Source organism: Sphingomonas sp. QA11, from assembly GCF_028473665.1.
In the GTDB taxonomy this organism is placed as follows: Bacteria; Pseudomonadota; Alphaproteobacteria; order Sphingomonadales; family Sphingomonadaceae; genus Sphingomonas; species Sphingomonas phytovorans.
This window is the reverse complement of the sequence record NZ_CP098774.1, coordinates 4,653,696-4,672,003: the sequence shown is the minus strand read 5'-3', so window position 1 is coordinate 4,672,003 and position 18,308 is coordinate 4,653,696. Positions and strand designations below refer to the sequence as shown.

At 65.8% G+C, this 18,308-nt stretch carries 21 protein-coding genes; 14 read left to right on the top strand and 7 right to left on the bottom strand.

Annotation, left to right across the window (positions count from 1 at the left end; genetic code table 11):
* Positions 1 to 18 precede the first annotated feature (18 nt).
* The gene (locus NDN01_RS21610) at positions 19 to 777 is read left to right on the top strand and encodes a class I SAM-dependent methyltransferase (RefSeq protein ID WP_272624006.1); all 759 of its coding nucleotides are present in this window, start codon (positions 19 to 21) and stop codon (positions 775 to 777) included.
* 110 nt (positions 778 to 887) lie between these two features.
* Here the strand turns inward: NDN01_RS21610 and NDN01_RS21605 are convergent, their stop codons facing one another.
* From NDN01_RS21605 to NDN01_RS21585, 5 genes are all read right to left on the bottom strand, one after another.
* A complete protein-coding gene (locus tag NDN01_RS21605) occupies positions 888 to 1,433 on the bottom strand; it encodes an AAA family ATPase (protein WP_272624004.1) in 546 nt (181 codons plus the stop codon).
* Positions 1,434 to 1,567: 134 nt separating this feature from the next.
* On the bottom strand, positions 1,568 to 2,497 hold the full coding sequence (locus tag NDN01_RS21600; RefSeq protein ID WP_272624002.1) for an electron transfer flavoprotein subunit alpha/FixB family protein: 930 nt from the start codon (positions 2,495 to 2,497) through the stop codon (positions 1,568 to 1,570).
* Complete coding sequence (locus NDN01_RS21595; RefSeq protein ID WP_272624001.1) at positions 2,494 to 3,240, bottom strand: electron transfer flavoprotein subunit beta/FixA family protein; 747 nt, start codon at positions 3,238 to 3,240, stop codon at positions 2,494 to 2,496. Before NDN01_RS21595 ends, NDN01_RS21600 begins: the two co-directional genes overlap by 4 nt.
* A 60-nt stretch (positions 3,241 to 3,300) precedes the next feature.
* Positions 3,301 to 4,500, bottom strand: coding sequence for an ADP-forming succinate--CoA ligase subunit beta (gene sucC / locus NDN01_RS21590; RefSeq protein WP_272623999.1), 1,200 nt, complete (start codon positions 4,498 to 4,500; stop codon positions 3,301 to 3,303).
* A gap of 260 nt (positions 4,501 to 4,760) precedes the next feature.
* On the bottom strand, positions 4,761 to 5,078 hold the full coding sequence (locus tag NDN01_RS21585; protein ID WP_272623998.1) for a hypothetical protein: 318 nt from the start codon (positions 5,076 to 5,078) through the stop codon (positions 4,761 to 4,763).
* Between the two features lie 50 nt (positions 5,079 to 5,128).
* Between NDN01_RS21585 and NDN01_RS21580 the strand changes: the two genes are divergently transcribed.
* From NDN01_RS21580 to NDN01_RS21565, 4 genes are all read left to right on the top strand, one after another.
* A complete protein-coding gene (locus NDN01_RS21580; RefSeq protein WP_272623996.1) occupies positions 5,129 to 5,644 on the top strand; it encodes a sterol desaturase family protein in 516 nt (171 codons plus the stop codon).
* An 81-nt stretch (positions 5,645 to 5,725) separates the two neighbouring features.
* A complete protein-coding gene (locus tag NDN01_RS21575; RefSeq protein WP_443025263.1) occupies positions 5,726 to 6,394 on the top strand; it encodes a sulfite exporter TauE/SafE family protein in 669 nt (222 codons plus the stop codon).
* A gap of 149 nt (positions 6,395 to 6,543) precedes the next feature.
* Positions 6,544 to 6,954, top strand: coding sequence for a hypothetical protein (locus tag NDN01_RS21570; RefSeq protein ID WP_272623993.1), 411 nt, complete (start codon positions 6,544 to 6,546; stop codon positions 6,952 to 6,954).
* A 25-nt stretch (positions 6,955 to 6,979) separates the two neighbouring features.
* Positions 6,980 to 7,693, top strand: a complete 714-nt coding sequence (locus NDN01_RS21565; protein ID WP_272623991.1) for a TorF family putative porin — start codon at positions 6,980 to 6,982, stop codon at positions 7,691 to 7,693.
* Positions 7,694 to 7,914: 221 nt separating this feature from the next.
* Here the strand turns inward: NDN01_RS21565 and NDN01_RS21560 are convergent, their stop codons facing one another.
* Positions 7,915 to 8,850, bottom strand: a complete 936-nt coding sequence (locus tag NDN01_RS21560; protein ID WP_272623989.1) for a ribose-phosphate pyrophosphokinase — start codon at positions 8,848 to 8,850, stop codon at positions 7,915 to 7,917.
* A 347-nt stretch (positions 8,851 to 9,197) separates the two neighbouring features.
* On the opposite strand from NDN01_RS21560, the gene gltX reads away from it, so the two are divergent.
* The 9 genes from gltX (at position 9,198) to NDN01_RS21515 (ending at position 17,067) form a co-directional block, all read left to right on the top strand.
* Positions 9,198 to 10,523 carry a glutamate--tRNA ligase gene (gltX, locus tag NDN01_RS21555; protein WP_272623987.1) on the top strand — a complete coding sequence of 442 codons (1,326 nt, stop codon included), beginning with the start codon at positions 9,198 to 9,200 and terminating at the stop codon, positions 10,521 to 10,523.
* Positions 10,524 to 10,782: 259 nt separating this feature from the next.
* Positions 10,783 to 11,454, top strand: coding sequence for an energy transducer TonB (locus NDN01_RS21550; RefSeq protein ID WP_272623985.1), 672 nt, complete (start codon positions 10,783 to 10,785; stop codon positions 11,452 to 11,454).
* Between the two features lie 97 nt (positions 11,455 to 11,551).
* Positions 11,552 to 11,899: a hypothetical protein gene (locus tag NDN01_RS21545; protein WP_272623983.1), complete on the top strand. Its 348-nt coding sequence runs from the start codon at positions 11,552 to 11,554 to the stop codon at positions 11,897 to 11,899.
* 20 nt (positions 11,900 to 11,919) lie between these two features.
* The gene (ribD, locus tag NDN01_RS21540) at positions 11,920 to 12,909 is read left to right on the top strand and encodes a bifunctional diaminohydroxyphosphoribosylaminopyrimidine deaminase/5-amino-6-(5-phosphoribosylamino)uracil reductase RibD (RefSeq protein ID WP_272623981.1); all 990 of its coding nucleotides are present in this window, start codon (positions 11,920 to 11,922) and stop codon (positions 12,907 to 12,909) included.
* 19 nt (positions 12,910 to 12,928) lie between these two features.
* The gene (locus NDN01_RS21535; protein ID WP_272623979.1) at positions 12,929 to 13,537 is read left to right on the top strand and encodes a riboflavin synthase; all 609 of its coding nucleotides are present in this window, start codon (positions 12,929 to 12,931) and stop codon (positions 13,535 to 13,537) included.
* Positions 13,524 to 14,672, top strand: coding sequence for a 3,4-dihydroxy-2-butanone-4-phosphate synthase (gene ribB / locus NDN01_RS21530; RefSeq protein WP_443025157.1), 1,149 nt, complete (start codon positions 13,524 to 13,526; stop codon positions 14,670 to 14,672). The genes NDN01_RS21535 and ribB overlap by 14 nt, the downstream gene beginning before the upstream one ends.
* On the top strand, positions 14,672 to 15,091 hold the full coding sequence (gene ribH / locus NDN01_RS21525; RefSeq protein ID WP_272623977.1) for a 6,7-dimethyl-8-ribityllumazine synthase: 420 nt from the start codon (positions 14,672 to 14,674) through the stop codon (positions 15,089 to 15,091). Before ribB ends, ribH begins: the two co-directional genes overlap by 1 nt.
* A gap of 7 nt (positions 15,092 to 15,098) precedes the next feature.
* Positions 15,099 to 15,635, top strand: coding sequence for a hypothetical protein (locus tag NDN01_RS21520; RefSeq protein WP_272623975.1), 537 nt, complete (start codon positions 15,099 to 15,101; stop codon positions 15,633 to 15,635).
* 46 nt (positions 15,636 to 15,681) lie between these two features.
* Positions 15,682 to 17,067, top strand: coding sequence for a cytochrome P450 (locus tag NDN01_RS21515; protein ID WP_272623973.1), 1,386 nt, complete (start codon positions 15,682 to 15,684; stop codon positions 17,065 to 17,067).
* Between the two features lie 107 nt (positions 17,068 to 17,174).
* On the opposite strand, the gene NDN01_RS21510 is transcribed toward NDN01_RS21515, so the two are convergent.
* Positions 17,175 to 18,263 carry an alkene reductase gene (locus tag NDN01_RS21510; RefSeq protein ID WP_272623972.1) on the bottom strand — a complete coding sequence of 363 codons (1,089 nt, stop codon included), beginning with the start codon at positions 18,261 to 18,263 and terminating at the stop codon, positions 17,175 to 17,177.
* Positions 18,264 to 18,308 lie beyond the last annotated feature (45 nt).

The following is an 18,308-nucleotide window of genomic DNA, read 5'->3' as shown; positions in this document are numbered from 1 at the left end:
ACAAGAGGGAGGACGGGGATGATCGCTCGATCGACAATCGCGCTGCTGCTTGCGGGATGCGTGATCGGAGGGTGCGGACAGGCCATTCCTCCCAAACCCGTCGACGTCGCCGCGACCGCCGCTGATCCAGCGCGCGCGCAGGATGTCGGGCAGGACGCACGCCGGCATGGGCCGGAGATACTGGCCTTTTCCGGCTTGTCCAAAGGCGGGGTGGTGATCGACCTGATCCCCGGCGGCGGATACTGGACCCGGCTGTTCGCCCGGGCGGTCGGGCCCAAGGGCCATGTCTATGGCATCTGGCCCAAACCCTATGCCCTGGAAGCCCGGGGTGATGTGGTTGCCTATGGCAAGCTCGCCGCCACCCCCGCGTTCGGCAATGTCAGCGGATCGATCAAATCAGCGACCGAGATCACCGCGCCGGTCAAGGCCGATCTCGTCTTCACCTCGCAGAATTACCACGACTATCCCGACAAGTTCATGGGATCGCTCGATCCGGCGGTGCTCAACAAGGGCGCGTTGGCCGCGTTGAAGCCGGGCGGCATCTTCCTGATCATCGACCATGCGGCAGCGGCGGGATCGGGCATGCGCGATACCGACACGCTCCACCGAATCGACCCGGCGATCGTGAAGCGGCAGGTGACGGCAGCGGGTTTCGAATTCGTCGGCGAGAGCAAGCTGCTCGCCAATCCGGCGGACGACCACCATTTGCCGGTGTTCGACAAAACGATCCGCGGGAAGACCGACCAGTTCATCTACAAGTTCCGCAGGCCGGGTTAGGCACGCGACCCACCGTCATGCCGGACTTGTTCCGGCATCCACCATGCGGCGGGAATCGCAGCCGAGACTCTTGCGGAACGGTGGCCCCCGGAACAAGTCCGGGGTGACGTTTATTTGAAACCGATCCGGTCGACCACGAACGCTAGCCGGGCGGCGACGCTCACCCGGGGTAGTTCGATCAGCTCATAGTCGTAGCTGCGATAGGTCGCGACCATCACCGCGAAGGTCGCTTCCGCCACGTCCGGCGACTGCTTGCGCTCGGCATCGCCCGTGAAGATTTCGGGCCAGAAGGGCGCGATGAAGACGCGGGCGTTGTAGCGGCAGGTCCGCGCCGCTTCGTCGATGTGAGGGGGGACCGGCAGGCCCGAGACCCGCAGGAAGCCCGCGACATCCGGAACACCGCGATCGAGCATGGTGACGTGGCCACCCGCCAGCGCAGCCTCCCGGGCCGCCACGTCCCGCACCACCATCAATTCGGCAAAGGCCTGCTGGTCGGCCCAGGGCAGGGCGTTGCCGCCTGTCGCCAGTTGTTCGCGGATCACGGCCCGGCCGACTTCTGGGCTGGTCGCGACGCCGGCGGCGGCAAGCGCCTCTATCAGGGTCGTCTTGCCTGATCCGGGACCGCCGGTGAGGACGAAGAGGCGGTCGCTATCCATGGGCAGAACATAAGGGCGGGGCGACGCGGGAGTAAATCCCGCGTCTCGTCGGTCGCGGCTCTGGCCGCGCCGGCCGGTCGAACTGTTGCGAGCGGGCTTTGCCGCTCGCACCGGCAGGCAGCTTCGCTGCGCGCCTACAGTTTCTCCGTCAGTTCCGGCACGATCTTGAAGAGATCGCCGACCAGGCCGATGTCAGCCACCTGGAAGATCGGGGCATCCTCGTCCTTGTTGATCGCGATGATCGTCTTGGAATCCTTCATGCCCGCCAGATGCTGGATCGCGCCGGAGATGCCGATCGCGATATAGACCTCGGGCGCGACGATCTTGCCGGTCTGCCCGACCTGATAATCGTTGGGCACATAACCAGCGTCCACCGCGGCGCGCGACGCGCCGACGCCGGCGCCGAGCTTGTCAGCAAGCGGCTCGATGATCGAGTGGAAATTCTCGCTGTTCTGCAGCGCGCGGCCACCCGACACGATGATCTTCGCGCTGGTCAGTTCCGGACGCTCGGACTTGGCGATCTCAGCGCCAGCAAAGGTCGACAGATCCTTATCGCCGGTCGAGGCGACTGCCTCGACGGAGCCGGAACCGCCCTCGGGCGAGGCCTTTTCGAACGCCGTGCCGCGCACGGTGACCACCAGCTTCTTGTCGCTGGTCTGGACGGTCGCGATGGCGTTGCCGGCATAGATCGGGCGGGTGAAGGTATCAGCGCTTTCCACCGAGAGGATATCGCTGATCTGCATCACATCGAGCAACGCGGCGACACGCGGCGCGATGTTCTTGCCGTTCGAGGTGGCCGGGAACAGCACCGCGTCATGATGCCCCATCAGCTCGACGACAAGCGGCGCGACATTTTCGGCGAGCACATGCGCATAGGCAGCGTCGTCGGCGACATGGACCTTGCCCACGCCGGCGATCTTCGCGGCTTCGGCCGCAACGCCGTCGACGCCCTGGCCGGCGACGAGCAGATGAACTTCGCCGAGCTTCGACGCGGCGGTGACCACGGCGAGCGTTGCGTCCTTGACGGCCTTGCCGTCATGTTCGACCCAGACGAGCGTCTTCATTTCGCGACTCCCATCGCCTTGAGCTTGGCCACCAGTTCATCGACATCGGCGACTTTCACGCCGGCCGAGCGCTTGGCAGGCTCGACCACCTTGAGCGTGGTCAGCCGCGGGGCGACGTCGACGCCGTAATCGGCGGGAGTCTTCTGCACGAGCGGCTTCGACTTGGCCTTCATGATGTTCGGGAGCGACGCATAGCGCGGCTCGTTGAGACGCAGATCGGTGGTGATGACCGCCGGAAGCTTCAGCGTCTCGGTCTCCGAGCCGCCATCGACTTCGCGCGTCACCGTGACCGAGTCGCTGGCCAGTTCGACCTTGGACGCGAAGGTCGCCTGGCCGACGCCGAGCAGGCCGGCCAGCATCTGCCCGGTCTGGTTGTTGTCGTCATCAATCGCCTGCTTGCCGAGGATGACCAGATCGGGCTTTTCTTCCTCGACGATCTTCGCCAGCAGCTTGGCAACGCCGAGCGGCTCGACCTTGTCGTCCGATACGACGAGGATCGCGCGGTCGGCGCCCATCGCCAGCGCGGTGCGCAGCGTTTCCTGCGCCTTCGCCTCGCCGATCGAGACGACGACGATCTCCGTGACGCCCTTGTCCTTGAGCCGGATCGCTTCTTCGACCGCGATCTCGTCGAACGGGTTCATGCTCATCTTGACGTTGGCCAGGTCGACCCCCGTCCCGTCGGCCTTCACCCGGGGCTTTACGTTATAGTCAAGCACACGCTTGACCGGGACCACCACCTTCATCGCAAACTCTCCTGCGTCCAAACCAGTCCCTGGGGAGGAAGGCCGGGTATGATTAGCGCGTTACGCCGCTGCCTTCACCTCGGCGACGATCTTGCGGGCGGCATCGCCCAGATCGTTGGCGGGAACGATCGCCAGGCCGGACGTCGAGAGGATCTTCTTGCCTTCCTCGACATTGGTGCCCTCAAGGCGAACGACCAGCGGCACCGAGAGGTTCACTTCCTTCGCCGCGGCGACGATGCCCTCGGCGATGATGTCGCACTTCATGATGCCGCCGAAGATGTTGACCAGGATTCCCTTCACGGCCGGATCGGCGAGAATGATCTTGAACGCCGCCGTCACCTTCTCCTTGTTGGCGCCGCCGCCGACATCGAGGAAGTTGGCCGGGAACATGCCGTTGAGCTTGATGATGTCCATCGTCGCCATGGCGAGGCCGGCGCCGTTGACCATGCAGCCGATATCGCCGTCGAGCTTGATATAGGCGAGGTCGTATTTCGACGCTTCGAGTTCCGAAGGATCCTCCTCGGTCTCGTCGCGCAGCTCCATCAGGTCCTTGTGACGGAACAGGGCATTGGTATCGAAGCCGACCTTGGCGTCGAGCACCAGCAGCTTCCCGTCATCAGTGACGGCGAGCGGGTTGATCTCGATCTGCGAAGCATCGGTGCCGAGAAAGGCATCGTACAACTTCGACGCGACATTGGCTGCCTGCTTGGCAAGATCGCCCTTGAGGCCGAGCGCGTTCGCCACGGCGCGGCCGTGATGCGGCATGAAACCGGTTGCCGGATCGACGTCGAAGGTCTGGATCTTTTCCGGCGTGTCATGCGCGACGGTTTCGATATCCATGCCGCCTTCGGTCGAGACGACCATGGCGACCCGGCCGGTGGCGCGATCGACCAGCAAGGCGAGGTAGAATTCCTTGGCGATGTCGACGCCGTCGGTGATGTAGAGGCGGTTCACCTGCTTGCCATGCTCGCCGGTCTGCACCGTGACGAGCGTGTTGCCGAGCATGTCGGTCGCCGCAGCGCGAACCTCATCAGCGGTCTTCGCCAGCCGGACGCCGCCCTTGGCGTCAGGGCCGAGTTCCTTGAACTTGCCCTTGCCGCGGCCACCGGCATGAATCTGTGCCTTCACCACATAAAGCGGCCCGGGCAGCTTGCCTGCCGCGGCCACTGCCTCATCCACGCTGAGCGCTGCAAAGCCCGCGGGAACGGGCACGCCGAATTTCGCGAGCAGCTCTTTGGCCTGGTATTCGTGGATGTTCATGGGGCTCACATGCCTTTCGAAGATCGGGGATGCAGGAGCCTTAAGCACAGGGTGGGCGGCGAATCCACCCCTGCAAGCGTCAGCGTGCCAAGACCATGGCAAGGCGGGCTACTCGTTCCGGGAGCGAGCCGGTCGCCCCGACCGGTCGGATCGTCGTTCGCGTCACCGACACCGCCCAGCTAGAGAGGGGGTTCGCGCAGAGGGCGCAGAGAACGCGGAGATCATTCCCGGACTCGATCATCGTACGTCAACAATCAGCCTCAGTGGGCCAGCCCGGTTGCGCAGAGCGCGGCGGCGCTCGCGGTCACGCCGACGATCTCCGGGTCCCTGAGCGAGCGCACGCGGTGGAGGAGCTGGTCGAGATCGTGCGACTGCTGCGCCTTGCCGAGTCCGGCGAGGCGGCGGAGCTGAAGGATCGAGAGTCTGGCGACCATGCGCGAGGCCATGCAGGCAGCGACCGGTTTCGAGATGCCGGCACTGACGAGGCCGTCGCGCGTCATCGACTCGGGAGAGGAACACGCAGCCAGCACCAGCAGCGCGGGCATCATCAAAATCCCCGGCGGCAAAATCATCCGCATGCGACCATCCTATCGTGCAACCCAGCCCCCGGCCCGCTATATCGCCAGCCATGCATTGGACAACCGGCCTTTTCCTGTTCGCCCTGACCGTGACGGGCATGGAGGGGTTCGCCTATGTCGCGCACCGCTGGATCATGCACGGGCCGGGCTGGTTCCTGCACGAGAGCCATCACCGCCCGCGCACCGGGCATTGGGAACTGAACGATCTCTATGCGGTGATCTTCGCCGTGCCGTCGATCGTGCTGTTGCTCGGCGGGGTGCAGCTTGGCTGGTGGCCTGGCTTCATCTGGATCGGTGCCGGGATCGCTGCCTATGGCGCGATCTATTTCGGGTTTCACGACATCATCGTCCACAAGCGGCTTAACCACCGCTATCTGCCGAAATCCGCCTATATGAAGCGGATCATCCAGGCGCACCGGCTTCATCATGTGGTGGAGACAAAGGCAGGCACGGTGAGCTTCGGCTTTCTTTGGGCGCCGAAACCAGAGATACTGAAGGCCGAGCTCAAGCGGCGGGGCCATGCCGGAGTCCGCGCGCCGGCCGGCGAAAGCGCCGAGCGGAGCTGAACCATTCCCGACTGGTATTTCTATGCGCTCGCGGTGCCGGCGGTAACGCTGATCGGCCTGTCCAAGGGCGGGTTCGTCGGCATGGGCGCCCTGTCGCTGCCGATCCTGGCGCTGGCGATCTCACCCGTGCGGGCGGCGGCGATCCTGCTGCCGATCCTGATCGTACAGGACGTGGTCGGCGTCTGGGCGTTCCGCAGGCAATGGGACGGGCATGTGCTTGGCTGGATGCTGCCGGGCTCCGTCATCGGCATCGCGCTCGGCTGGTTCTTCGCCGCGCAGGTCTCCGAGAGCGCGGTGCTTGGCGTGGTCGGCGCGATCTCGATCCTGTTCGGCGCCTATCGACTGTGGGTCGACCGGCGCGGGGCGATCGCCGCCCCCGCACGCTCGCCGGGCTGGGTCGGCACCCTGCTCGGCATCGCCTCCGGCTTCACCAGCCAGATCGCCCATGCCGGGCAGCCGCCCTTCCAGATCTGGGTGATGCCGAAACGGCTTGAGCGCGACGTGCTGGTCGGCACCACCGCGATCTTCTTCGCCGTCACCAACTGGATGAAGGTGCCGGCTTATTGGGCGCTCGGCCAGTTCAGCCGCGAAAACCTGATGACGGCGGCGACCTTGCTGCCGGTGGCGATCGCCTCGACCCTGGGGGGCGTGTGGCTGGTGCGGCGCGTGTCGCCGACCCGCTTCTACACCGCGATCTATGTGCTGATGATCCTGGTAGGGGTGAAGCTGGTATGGGACGGGGTGGCGTGACGAAGACCGGCGGTCCGGGCGGAGATGCTGGCCCTCACCACGGGCCGAACCGGCTTTTGTCATTCATCAGCAAAATACTGGCAATGAATGGATTCTACATCTGCCGGTGACGACCGGGCGAATGGCCCGGCATCCAGCAGGAGATGAGCATGAGCCTGGCTCTGGCAGCGATGGCGGCAGCCATCGCGACGCATAGCGTGCACATCGATCATCACGGCACACCGGTCGAGGCAGTGTACAGCGCACGAACCGACATCCGCACACGAACGATCGGCGCGCATACGCCCAACCGGATGGACGGCCGGCGCTGCACCTGGACGGCAACCATCCTGGTGGAGCGGCGGCTGGCCAATGGACCGGCCCTGACCCGGCCGGTTCCGGGCGAGCGGGCGCTTTCCGGCAATCTGCCAGGCCCGTGCGCGCGCGGCTCAAGGGCGATCGAGCGCGAGGTGGCGCGGCACGACGGCGCGGTCCGCGCCCACCTCCTCGCGGCTGCCGAGCAGGATCGAACCGCCCTGCTCGCCGAGCTGGATACCGTCAGGAACATGGCGTCCAACTAGGGTGCGACACTATTTGACGCCGGGCATGACGCCGGTCCTTGTCTGCATCGCCTCGCTGGGAATCGCCGCCCCTGCCGTTGCGCAACTCGATACCGGACCATCCCTGTCGCTTGAGGGCGCCACCGACGAGCGCAGGCGCGGGCTGAGCTGGAGCGACGGCGAACCGGTCGTGCGCGCGGTCGCCGCGATCCCCGTCACCCAGGAGCTCGCGGTGGAGGCGACGGCCGTTTCGCTATGGGGAAGCAGTCGTCATGGCGGGGCAGGCGCGGTTGTCGATGTCCAGGCCAGCTATGCGCGTCAACTGGGCGGGTGGCGCCTGTCGGCCGACGCCACCTATCGCCTCTTTCCCGGCGCCTCCGGCCAGGATTATGTCGAGCTGGGCACCGTTGCGGGATTCCTGATCGGTCCGGCGACGATCGAGCTTTTCGCGCGCTACGCGCCCAGGCAGCGCGCGATCGGGGGCGACAATCTCTACCTCGGGATGGCGCCGTCATTCGGCATCCCAGGCACGCCGCTCACGCTTTCCGGCCATGTCGGACGGTCATCGGGCGCGGTGAACGACCCTTTCCGCGCCCGGCGCCTGCGGCCCGACGGACACTATTGGGATCACGGCCTGGCGCTTGATTACCGCAAGGGACGCTGGCTGGCCGGAGTGCGCTATGCGAACAGCAGTATCGATCGCGCCGCCGCCGATCATGCCGGTGCCACGGTGATCGGGCGTGTCGGGATAGAATTCTGAGGGAAAAGGCGTCGGCAGCACAAGTTGATAGTTCGCGCGGAGGCGCGGAGGGCGCTGAGAGGAACCGCAAGCGCCACGGGCGGTTTGCGATGACAGATATGTCCACGAACACGGGGCTTGCCAGTGCAGGAGGATCGAGGTCGGAAATGACCGCCGCGTTCCCTGCGCAAACCCTCCCTCTTTGTTGCAACCGTTCTACAGGACGTGAACGGCGATCCGACCTAGTCGAACAGCGACGACACCGAGGTTTCGTCGGCAATGCGTTTGATCGCTTCGGCGAGCAGGGGCGCGATGGTCAGGTGGCGGATGCGCTTCGCGTTCTCGACCACTTCATGGCTGCCGATCGAATCGGTGATGACCAGTTCCTCGAGCGCCGATCCCTCGACCCGCGCGACCGCGCCACCCGAAAGCACCCCGTGCGTGACGTAGGCGACCACGCCCTCGGCGCCTGCTTCCTTCAGCGCGGCGGCCGCATTGCACAGGGTGCCCGCCGAATCGACGATGTCGTCGATCAGGATGCAGAACCGGCCCTCGACCTCGCCGATGATGTTCATCACCTCGGATTCGCCGGCACGCTCGCGGCGCTTGTCGACGATGGCGAGCGGGGCGTTGTCGAGCCGCTTGGCCAGCGCACGGGCGCGGACCACGCCGCCGACGTCGGGCGAGACGACCATCAAATTACGGTCGCCGAAGCGAGTCAGGATGTCGGCCGACATCACCGGCGCGCCGTAGAGATTGTCGGTCGGGATATCGAAGAAGCCCTGGATCTGCCCGGCATGGAGATCGACCGAGAGTACGCGGTCCGCACCGGCGACGGTGATCAGGTTGGCGACGAGCTTGGCCGAGATCGGGGTGCGCGGGCCGGGTTTGCGATCCTGCCTGGCATAGCCGAAATAGGGGATGACGGCGGTGATGCGCTTGGCCGAGGCGCGGCGCAGCGCGTCGATGCAGATCAGCAGCTCCATGAGGTTGTCGTTGGCGGGATAGCCGGTCGACTGGAGCACGAACACGTCCTCGCCGCGGACATTCTCCTGGATCTCGACGAACACTTCCTCGTCGGCGAAGCGGCGGACGCTAGCGTTGGTCAGCGGGATTTCCAGATAATCGGAGATCGCGCGCGCCAGAGGCAGGTTCGAGTTGCCGGTCATCAGTTTCATACGCGTATCCCCACCGGCCGACGTGGCCGTTGACGGGCGCTCTTAGCCAGCACTTCGCGAGGGGGAAAGGCCCGTTGCGCCCCGATTCGGGCGATGCCCGCCACCGCCATGGTCGGATGGCCAGTCTGAAAAGGGCGAATGGCACGACATGATGGCCGGCGACGATCGCGTGAACCGCCACGCCGCGATCCTCCAAGACGTACCGGATCGAGAAGGCGGCAGCCGATCAGCGCGGCGACGATGGCGATCTGGTGCATCCCTGGATACCCCTTCCGCGTCCCTTGTAGCATGATCGCGATCGAGCGTCCCGGTTGTTGCCGCCCGGCGCGGCGTCTACAGCCGCGTCCATGACCGTTCTTACCCGTTTCGCGCCAAGCCCGACCGGCCGGCTGCATGTCGGCAATATCCGCACCGCGCTCCACAACTGGTTGTGGGCACAGAAGCGTGGCGGACGATTCCTGCTGCGTATCGACGATACCGACAAGGAGCGGAGCGAGGAGCATTATGTCGAGTTGATCCGCGCCGACCTCGCCTGGCTTGGACTGGTCCCGGATGGCGAGGAACGGCAATCGGCGCGTTTCGCGCTGTACGAGGCGCGCTTCACCGCGTTGCGCGACGCGGGCCATGTCTACCCCGCCTATGAGACGGCGCAGGAGCTTGACCTGAAGCGGAAGATCGCGGCGGGGCGCGGGCTGCCGCCGGTCTATGACCGCGCGGCGCTGGCACTGAGCGACGACCAGCGCGCGGCGCTTGAGGCCGAGGGCGTTGCCCCGCACTGGCGGTTCAGGCTCGACCATGGCGCCGCGATCGAATGGGACGATCTGATCCGGGGGCACCAGCGCTTCGATCCGGCGACGATGAGCGACCCGGTGATCCGCCGTGCCGACGGATCGTGGCTCTATATGCTTCCCTCGGCGATCGACGATGCCGAGATGGGCGTGACTCATGTGGTGCGCGGCGAGGATCATGTGTCCAACACAGCGCTGCAACTGCAGATGTTCGCCGCCCTGGGCAGCCCGCCGCCCGCCTTTGCGCATGAGGCGCTGCTGGTCGGGAGCGAGGGCAAGCTGTCCAAGCGACTCGGCTCGGTCGGCGTCGACCAGTTCCGCGAAGCGGGGATCGAGCCCGAGGCGGTACGTGCCTTGCTGGCCCGGATCGGAACGAGCGATCCGGTCGAGCCGCTGGTCGATACCGCCAGGCTGATCGATACGTTCGATTTCGGCCGGTTCGGACGGGCGCCGGCGCGGTTCGACGAGGCGGAACTGAGCGCGGTCAATACCCGGATCGTTCACCAGCTCGATTTCGACTCGGTCGCGGCGCGGCTGCCCGAGGGCATGGGCCGGGTGGAATGGGATGCGGTGCGCCCCAACCTCACCATCGTCGCCGAGGCGGCTGACTGGTGGCGGGTGATCGAGGGGCCGGTCGAGTCGGCGACCGACCCGGCGGATGCCGATTTCCTAGCCGAGGCAGCGCGGGTGGCTGGCACGATCGACTGGTCGGCCGACCCGTGGCACGCGCTGACCACTGCGCTGAAGGCGTCGAGCGGGCGCGGCGGCAAGGCCTTGTTCCTGCCGCTGCGTCGCGCGCTGACCGGGCTGGATCATGGGCCGGACATGAAGGCGTTGCTGCCGTTGATCGGACGCGAACGGGCGCTGGCGCGGCTGACGGCCTGAGGCCTTCGGGCAGGTGGCGGCGAACCTTCCGCTTCCCCGGCGGAGGCCGGGGCCACTCGGCAGCGCTTCGATGCCGACATACAACATCAATTACTGACGTCCCCCCAACTGGGCCCCGGCCTTCGCCGGGGAAGAGCTTCGTGCGCCTTCTTCGCGGGCCGAAATGATATCTTGTATCTCAAGAGTTATGTTGTAACATCCCTGTCGAGATCGAGCGCAAGACTCGACCGCCCACCAAGGAGAGTGATGGAGGCAGGCAATGTACGCAGACCGTTACGCGAAACAGAAAAAGCTGGACCCGGGCAGCCTTGGCCTTTCGGCATTGCTGGTCGGCGGAATCATGACCGGGATGATCTTCTCGGCGCCCAATATCGGGACGGTTCTGAAAGATCCCCGCCTGATAATCCGCAATATTGAATTGACGCCACCGCCACCACCCGATCCCAAGCCCCTCCCGCAGAAACCGGAGGTCCAGCAACCCAATACGCGAACGCAGATCGTTCCGCCGCCACAGCATGTCACGATCGACAAGCCGGACGTCTTCGTGGTGAATCCCGGCCCGAAGGCCGTCGAGATTACCGAGGGAACAGGCACCGGCATTGGCGGCGGTGGGGGCGAGATCCTCACCAAACCGGCTCCCGTCGTCGTCGATGCCGTGGTCGATCCGCGCTATGCCGCCAACTACCAGCCCGAATATCCGTCAAGCGAGCGCCGGCTGGGCAATGAGGGCCGGGTCGTGGTCAAGGTGCTGATCGGTACTGACGGCCGGGTGAAGCAGGTCGAGATGGTCAGTTCGCCGAGCAGCAGCTTTTTCGAGGCGACCCGCCGTCGCGCGCTGGAGAAGTGGCGCTTCAAGCCGGGCACCCGCGACGGCGTCCCCATGGAGACATGGAAGACGATGGCGGTGCGGTTCGTGATGACCGAGGAATGACCGCTTCCGATCGCGCCGGGGCTTTGCCTTGGACCTCCGGCGCGATCGGGAGACCTTCGGACTGGCATCGCGCCGTCCATGCGCCTATCTTCCTGCCATGAGTTTCCTGCGCGCCATCTCCCCCTTACGGGCTTACCGCGACCTTCGGCAGTTCCTGGCGACGCGCAAGACCTATGAGCTGGTATTCCTGGTGCTGGCGATCGTCGTGACCTGGACGATCATGTTCGCGATCGCCAACAATTCGACAGTCGAGAAGGTCTATCGCCCCAACATCGTCTATGTGGAGCAATGGTCGGCCAACCGCACCGATGCGGAGATCATCGCCCAGCAGAAGATCGACGGGCCCAAGGAAAAGGCTGCCGCCGAGGAAGTCAGGCGGCAGGATGCCGAGACCCAGGCAGCCTATAAGCGCCTCGACGACAAGCTGAAGAAGTACGGCCTCTGACGACCGCGGACGCGCGCTGGATGGGAGCGGCGCTCGCGCTCAGCGAGCGCGGCAAGGGGCTGACCGCGCCCAATCCAAATGTCGGTTGTGTGATCGTGCGCGGCCACCGGGTGGTCGGTCGGGGCTGGACCCAGCCCAACGGGCGCCCTCATGCCGAAGCGATGGCGCTGGCCGAAGCCGGCGCCGCATCAGGCGGTGCGACCTGCTATGTGAGCCTCGAGCCCTGCGCGCATGAATCGCCGCGCGGCCCCGCCTGTTCCGACCTGCTCATCGCCGCCGGCGTGGCGCGCGTGGTGATCGCGCTGCACGACCCCGATCCCCGCACCGATGGCGACGGCATATCGCGGCTCCGCGCCGCCGGAATCGAGGTGGTGACCGATGTCCGCGACGGCGACGCGCGGCGCGCGATGGCCGGATTCTTGACGCGCCAGGCACTGGGACGGCCGCAAGTGACGCTGAAGCTGGCCATGTCGCTCGACGGCGCGGTGGCGATGGGCGACGGGGCCAGCAAATGGATCACCGGGGTTGAGGCGCGGGCGCACGCGCATCTCGAACGGGCGCGGCACGAGGCGATCCTGGTCGGGCGCGGCACGCTCGACGCCGATTCGCCGACGCTCGACGTCCGGCTGGCCGGGCTCGAAAGTCGAAGTCCGCGACGGCTGGTCCTGTCCGGCGGGAACGCGCCAGACGGCTGGGAAATACTCCGCAACCCGGGCGAGATCGGCGGCCTGAAAGGCGTCGACCATCTCCTGGTCGAGGGCGGCGCGCGGACGGCGGCGGCGTTCCTGAAGGACGATCTGGTCGACAGGCTGTTGCTCTATCGGACGCCGATCCTGGTCGGGAACGGCCGCACCCTGCCGGATATCGGCCTGGCCGACCTTGCCGATGCGCATGGCCTCTGGACGTTGCAGGATGCGCGGCGGCTTGGCAGCGACCGCGTCGAGGTTTACGAGCGCGCCAAAGGCCCCGTCTCATCAGGAAAAGTGGGAACCGGTTTTCCGCCCGGATGAGGCGACAACGGAAGGCACTATGTTCACCGGAATCGTTACCGACATCGGAATCATCGAGCGAGTCGAGGCGCTGGCCGACACGCGCGTGGTGATCGGCACCAGCTACGACACGGCGACCATCGACCTGGGCGCCTCGATCTCCTGTTCGGGCGTGTGCCTCACCGTCATCGACAAGGGCCCCAACTGGTTCGCCGTCGACGTGTCGGGCGAGACCATCTCGCGCACCGCTCAGGGCCAGTGGACCGAGGGACGCCGGCTCAACCTGGAGCGCGCGCTGAAGCTGGGCGAGGAACTGGGTGGCCATATCGTCACCGGCCATGTCGACGGCATCGGCGAGGTCGAATCAGTGATCGAGGAAGGCGGATCGCACCGCGTGCGGATCAAGGCCGGGCCCGACATCGCGCCCTTCATCGCGCCCAAGGGATCGGTCACGCTCGATGGCGTCTCGCTGACCGTCAACGAAGTCGAGGATTCACCGGGCAGCGTCACGATCGGCGTCAACATCATCCCGCATACCGCGGCGGTCACCACTTTTGGCAGCCTCGCGGCCGGCGATCCGATCAATATCGAGATCGACGTGCTCGCCCGCTACCTCCAACGCATGGAGCATTATCGTGCAAAAGCCTGAACTGGCGCGGCTGCGTCACGGCTTCCTCTCCTCGCCCGAGGAGATCATCGACGAAGCGCGCAACGGCCGGATGTTCATCCTGGTCGATGACGAGGACCGCGAGAATGAGGGCGACCTGGTCATCCCCGCCCAGATGGCGACGCCCGAAAAGATCAATTTCATGGCGAAGCATGGCCGCGGGCTGATCTGCCTTGCCTTGACCAAGAAGCGCGTCGACGAGCTCGGGCTCGACCTGATGAGCCGCCACAACGGCACGCGACATGAGACCGCCTTCACTGTCTCGATCGAGGCGCGCGACGGCGTGACTACCGGCATTTCCGCCGCCGACCGTGCCCGCACCGTCGCGGTGGCGATCGATTCGTCCAAGGGCCGCGAGGAGATCGTGACCCCAGGCCATGTCTTCCCGCTGGTCGCGCGCGACGGCGGCGTGCTGGTGCGCACCGGCCATACCGAAGCGGCGGTCGACGTGTCGCGCCTTGCCGGCCTCAACCCTTCGGGCGTGATCTGCGAGATCATGAACGAGGACGGGACCATGTCCCGCATGGACGATCTCGTCACCTTCGCGCAGTTCCACAATCTCAAGATCGGCACGATTCGCGACCTGATCGCCTATCGCCGGCGCCACGACCATCTTGTCGAGAAGCGCGCCGAAACGGTGTTCCACAGCAAATGGGGCGGCGACTGGAAGGCGATGACCTTCTTCAACAAGGCGACCGGCGACGAGCAGGTCGCGCTGGTCAAGGGCAAGATCGACCCCGAAAAGCCGACCCTTGTGCGCATGCACAGCCTGTCGATGTTCGCCGATGCGTTTGGCGAGGAATCGCCCCGGTCGGGGCTGCTGTCCTGCTCGATGGAGGCGATCGCGGCCGAGGGAACGGGCGTCATCGTCGTCATCAACCGGCCGATGAAGGATTCGATGACCCGGACCATCAAGCTGCGCACCGAGGGCAAGGCCGTCGACGCGCCGGAAGCAGCCGAGTTGCGCGACTATGGCGTCGGCGCGCAGATCCTGGCCGAACTGGGCGTGCAGGACATGGTGCTGCTGACCAATACCCATCACACCCTGATCGGGCTTGACGGCTATGGCCTGTCGATCGTCGGCGAACGACCGATCCCCGGCACTGGAGGCGAATAATGGCGAACGTCCTGATCGTGGAAGCACGCTTCTACGACCATCTGAACGACCTGCTGCTCGAAGGCGCGCGCGCCGCGATCGAGGAAGCGGGGCATCGTCACGAGACGATCACCGTTCCCGGCGCGCTGGAGATTCCCGGCGCGGTCGCGCTGGCATCGGAGAGCGACGACTATGACGCGTTCGTCGCGCTGGGCGTGGTGATCCGCGGCGAGACCTATCATTTCGAGATCGTGGCGGGCGAGAGCGCGCGCGGCCTGATGGCGCTGTCGATGGACGGCGTGGCGATCGGCAACGGCATCCTGACCGTGGAGAACGAGACCCAGGCCTTGGCCCGGGCGCGTCGCAGCGAAAAGGACAAGGGCGGCGAGGCGGCCAAGGCGGCGCTGGCGATGCTGGCGCTGAAAGACCGGTTCGGCTGAGGCGCCGATGAGCCAGGTTCCGCCACCGCGCTATCGCATCGTGGAGCGGGACCGGCGGCTGATCGTCATCGACAACTGGGCAGGCGACAAGGCGCCCTCCTCTTCTTTTCCCCAGGTTCCTCCAACGGCGTCACTTCCTCCAACGCCGTCACCCTCCGGGCGCGACCTGTTGCCGCGAACATCTGGCGGGTCGGCGAATCGGATTGCGCGGGCGGGCGAAGACGGGGGCACGCTCCTCCGCCAGCTCGCCCTCGCCGCCTGTGCCGGCGCCGAAGATGCGGAAGGCAGGCCGATCTTCACCAGTGCATCATGGTTCGACAGCAAGGCGAAACGCGAATTCAGCCTTGGCCGGTCGGGCGTCGAAAGGCTTGGCGGCACCGTGCTGGCCTTTCTGATCTTCATCGGCCTCATCGCCATCCTGGCTTTCGCCATCGGGTTCGAGGCGCTGTTCGTTCCCGTCTTCCTGTTCGTGGTGGTCGGCAAGAATATCCCCGCGATCGGCACGCGCTGGGTCGACAGGCTTGAGAAGCTGCCGGTCGATTGACCCCTGCGCGGCCTTACTTATACTAATGTAAGTAAGGAGACCTCGCATGGCGCTGGCGCATACCTTCAAGGCGAATCCGCACTGGCTGCCACGGCAGCGCCCTCATGCCATCGCGGCCATCCCAGGCGAGAACGGGTTGCCGTTCGTCGGCAACACGCTGAAGATGCTACGCGACCCGATCGCGTTTGGGCAGCACATGGTCTCCAATTATGGCCGGGTCTTCCGCAACCATGCATTCGGCGGGCCGACCGTCAGCCTGATGGGGCCGGAGGCGAACGAGCTCGTGCTGTTCGACCGCGACCGGATCTTCTCGTCGGAACAGGGCTGGGGGCCGATGCTCAACCTGCTGTTCCCGCGCGGGCTGATGCTGATGGACTTCGAGAAGCACCGTGCCGATCGCAAGGTGATGTCGGTCGCTTTCAAGCCCGAACCGATGCGCCATTATGCCGAGGCGCTGAACGCCGGCATCGCGCGCACTGTTTCCGGCTGGTCGGGCAAGCCGATGCGTTTCTACGACTCGATCAAGGCACTGACGCTGGATCTCGCCGCCGACAGCTTTCTCGGCATGCCGCTTGGCCCGGAGGCCGACCGGATCAACCAGGCCTTCGTCGATGAGGTCCAGGCCTCGGTGGCGCCTGTCCGCATACCCCTGCCCGGCACGCAGATGCGCAAGGGGGTGAAGGCGCGCGCCTATCTGATCGAGCTGTTCAAGCGCGAGATTCCGAAGCGGCGGGCCGGCACCGATGACGGTGGGGGCCATGATTTCTTCTCGCAATTCTGCCGGGCGACCGATGAGGCAGGCCAGCCGCTGAGCGACGACGCGATCGCCGACCATATGAATTTCCTGATGATGGCGGCGCACGACACCATCACCTCGTCGGCGACCAGCCTGGTCATGCTGCTCGGCCGCAACCCCGAATGGCAGGACCGGCTGCGCGAGGAGATCGCCGGTCTTGGCCTGAACGACGATGCGGGCCTGCCCTATGGCCAGCTCGACCGGCTGGTGCTGACCGAATATGCTTTCAGGGAGGCGCTCCGGCTGGTGCCGCCGGTGCCGTCGCTGCCGCGACGGGCCGTGCGCGACTTCGAGTTCGGCGGATACCATATCCCGGCCGGCACCATGATCGGCATCAGCCCGGCCTATACCCACAAGATGCCCGAGCACTGGCCCGATCCGCAGCGTTTCGACCCGATGCGTTTCTCCCCCGAGGAGAGCAAAGGGCGCCACAAATATGCCTGGGTGCCATTCGGCGGGGGCGCCCATATGTGCATCGGCCTGCATTTCGCGACGATGCAGATCCGCATCCTGATGGCGCACCTGCTCAGCCGCTACCGGATCGAGCTGGACGAAGGATCGGGCGCCGAATGGCAGGCCTGGCCGATTCCCCGGCCGAAGGACGGGCTGCCGGTGCGGTTCGTGCCGCTGGGATAGGGTCGGCTCTTTTCCGCCATGCCCGACCTGTTCCGCTATCCACAGCCCCTATCAACGCGGCTGTAGAATGAACCCCCGAGAACAAGTCCCGGGGGTAACAGGGTATGCTATTCGGCCGCGACGTCTTCCAGCGCCGGATAATCGGTATAGCCCTCGGGCCCCTGGCTGTACCAGGTCGCCATATTGTCCGGATTGAGCGGCGCGCCCTTTTGCAGCCGGACCGGCAGATCGGGGTTGGCGAGGAACGTGCGGCCGAAGCTGATCGCGTCGGCCACGCCCGAATCGAGCGCTGCCTGCGCATCCCCGCCGAGATAGTCGGAGTTGAGCACCAGCGGGCCAGAAAAGGCCTGGCGAATCTCCGGCGAGAGCTTCGGCTGGTCGGACCGCCCGAACGTACCGTCGGGACCTGGCTCGCGCAGTTCGAGGAAAGCGATACCGATCTCCGACAGCATCTTCGCTGCGGGCACGAACACCGCTTCCGGGTTGCTGTCCTTCGCCCCCTGCGAATTGCCGTTGGGCGAAAGGCGCACGCCGGTGCGGTCCGCGCCGGCGATGCCCGCGACACGCTCGGTCACCTCACGCAGGAGGCGCACGCGATTCTCCGGGTCGCCACCATATCGATCGTCGCGGAAGTTGGAATTGTCGCGCAGGAACTGGTCGATCAGATAGCCGTTCGCCGCGTGAATCTGCACCCCGTCGAAGCCCGCCGCGATCGCGTTGCGAGTCGCGCGTTCATAGTCGTCGAGCAGGCCGGGGAATTCCTCGAGCGCGAGCGGCCGCGCCTCCTCATAATCCTGCTTGCCGTCATAGGTATGCGCCTGGCCAGGCGCGGTCGTCGCCGAGGAGGAGACTGGCTGTGCGCCGCCCAGGCTCGAATGGACGATTCGGCCCATATGCCAGAGCTGCGCGACGATCCGCCCGCCAGCCGCATGCACCTGGGCCACCACCGGCTTCCAGGCTTCGGTCTGTTCATCAGTCCACAGGCCCGGCGCGAACGGCCAGCCAAGACCCTGGCGGGAGATGCCGGTCGCCTCGGAGATGATCAGCCCCGCGCCGGCGCGTTGCGCATAATAATCGCCCATCAAGGGCTGTGCCACATGATCGCGCGTCGAGCGCCCCCGGGTGAGCGGCGCCATCAGCACGCGGTTGGGCGCGTGGATCGCGCCAAGCTGGATCGGATCGAAGAGGCTGGGCATGAAACTGAGTTTCCTTTTGCTACCTGACGGCCGAGACATAGAGCG

Bases quoted from the DNA above. Each gene is read 5' to 3' on its own strand.
- NDN01_RS21515 (WP_272623973.1), top strand. From the start codon at position 15,682: ATGGCGCTGGCGCATACCTTCAAGGCGAATCCGCACTGGCTGCCACGG.
- NDN01_RS21605 (WP_272624004.1), bottom strand. From the start codon at position 1,433: ATGGATAGCGACCGCCTCTTCGTCCTCACCGGCGGTCCCGGATCAGGC.
- NDN01_RS21565 (WP_272623991.1), top strand. From the start codon at position 6,980: ATGACGCCGGTCCTTGTCTGCATCGCCTCGCTGGGAATCGCCGCCCCT.
- NDN01_RS21535 (WP_272623979.1), top strand. From the start codon at position 12,929: ATGTTCACCGGAATCGTTACCGACATCGGAATCATCGAGCGAGTCGAG.
- sucC (WP_272623999.1), bottom strand. From the start codon at position 4,500: ATGAACATCCACGAATACCAGGCCAAAGAGCTGCTCGCGAAATTCGGC.
- NDN01_RS21585 (WP_272623998.1), bottom strand. From the start codon at position 5,078: ATGCGGATGATTTTGCCGCCGGGGATTTTGATGATGCCCGCGCTGCTG.
- NDN01_RS21570 (WP_272623993.1), top strand. From the start codon at position 6,544: ATGAGCCTGGCTCTGGCAGCGATGGCGGCAGCCATCGCGACGCATAGC.
- NDN01_RS21520 (WP_272623975.1), top strand. From the start codon at position 15,099: ATGAGCCAGGTTCCGCCACCGCGCTATCGCATCGTGGAGCGGGACCGG.
- NDN01_RS21600 (WP_272624002.1), bottom strand. From the start codon at position 2,497: ATGAAGACGCTCGTCTGGGTCGAACATGACGGCAAGGCCGTCAAGGAC.
- NDN01_RS21560 (WP_272623989.1), bottom strand. From the start codon at position 8,850: ATGAAACTGATGACCGGCAACTCGAACCTGCCTCTGGCGCGCGCGATC.
- NDN01_RS21510 (WP_272623972.1), bottom strand. From the start codon at position 18,263: ATGCCCAGCCTCTTCGATCCGATCCAGCTTGGCGCGATCCACGCGCCC.
- NDN01_RS21595 (WP_272624001.1), bottom strand. From the start codon at position 3,240: ATGAAGGTGGTGGTCCCGGTCAAGCGTGTGCTTGACTATAACGTAAAG.
- NDN01_RS21575 (WP_443025263.1), top strand. From the start codon at position 5,726: ATGGGCGCCCTGTCGCTGCCGATCCTGGCGCTGGCGATCTCACCCGTG.
- NDN01_RS21580 (WP_272623996.1), top strand. From the start codon at position 5,129: ATGCATTGGACAACCGGCCTTTTCCTGTTCGCCCTGACCGTGACGGGC.
- NDN01_RS21545 (WP_272623983.1), top strand. From the start codon at position 11,552: ATGAGTTTCCTGCGCGCCATCTCCCCCTTACGGGCTTACCGCGACCTT.
- NDN01_RS21550 (WP_272623985.1), top strand. From the start codon at position 10,783: ATGTACGCAGACCGTTACGCGAAACAGAAAAAGCTGGACCCGGGCAGC.
- NDN01_RS21610 (WP_272624006.1), top strand. From the start codon at position 19: ATGATCGCTCGATCGACAATCGCGCTGCTGCTTGCGGGATGCGTGATC.
- gltX (WP_272623987.1), top strand. From the start codon at position 9,198: ATGACCGTTCTTACCCGTTTCGCGCCAAGCCCGACCGGCCGGCTGCAT.
- ribD (WP_272623981.1), top strand. From the start codon at position 11,920: ATGGGAGCGGCGCTCGCGCTCAGCGAGCGCGGCAAGGGGCTGACCGCG.
- ribH (WP_272623977.1), top strand. From the start codon at position 14,672: ATGGCGAACGTCCTGATCGTGGAAGCACGCTTCTACGACCATCTGAAC.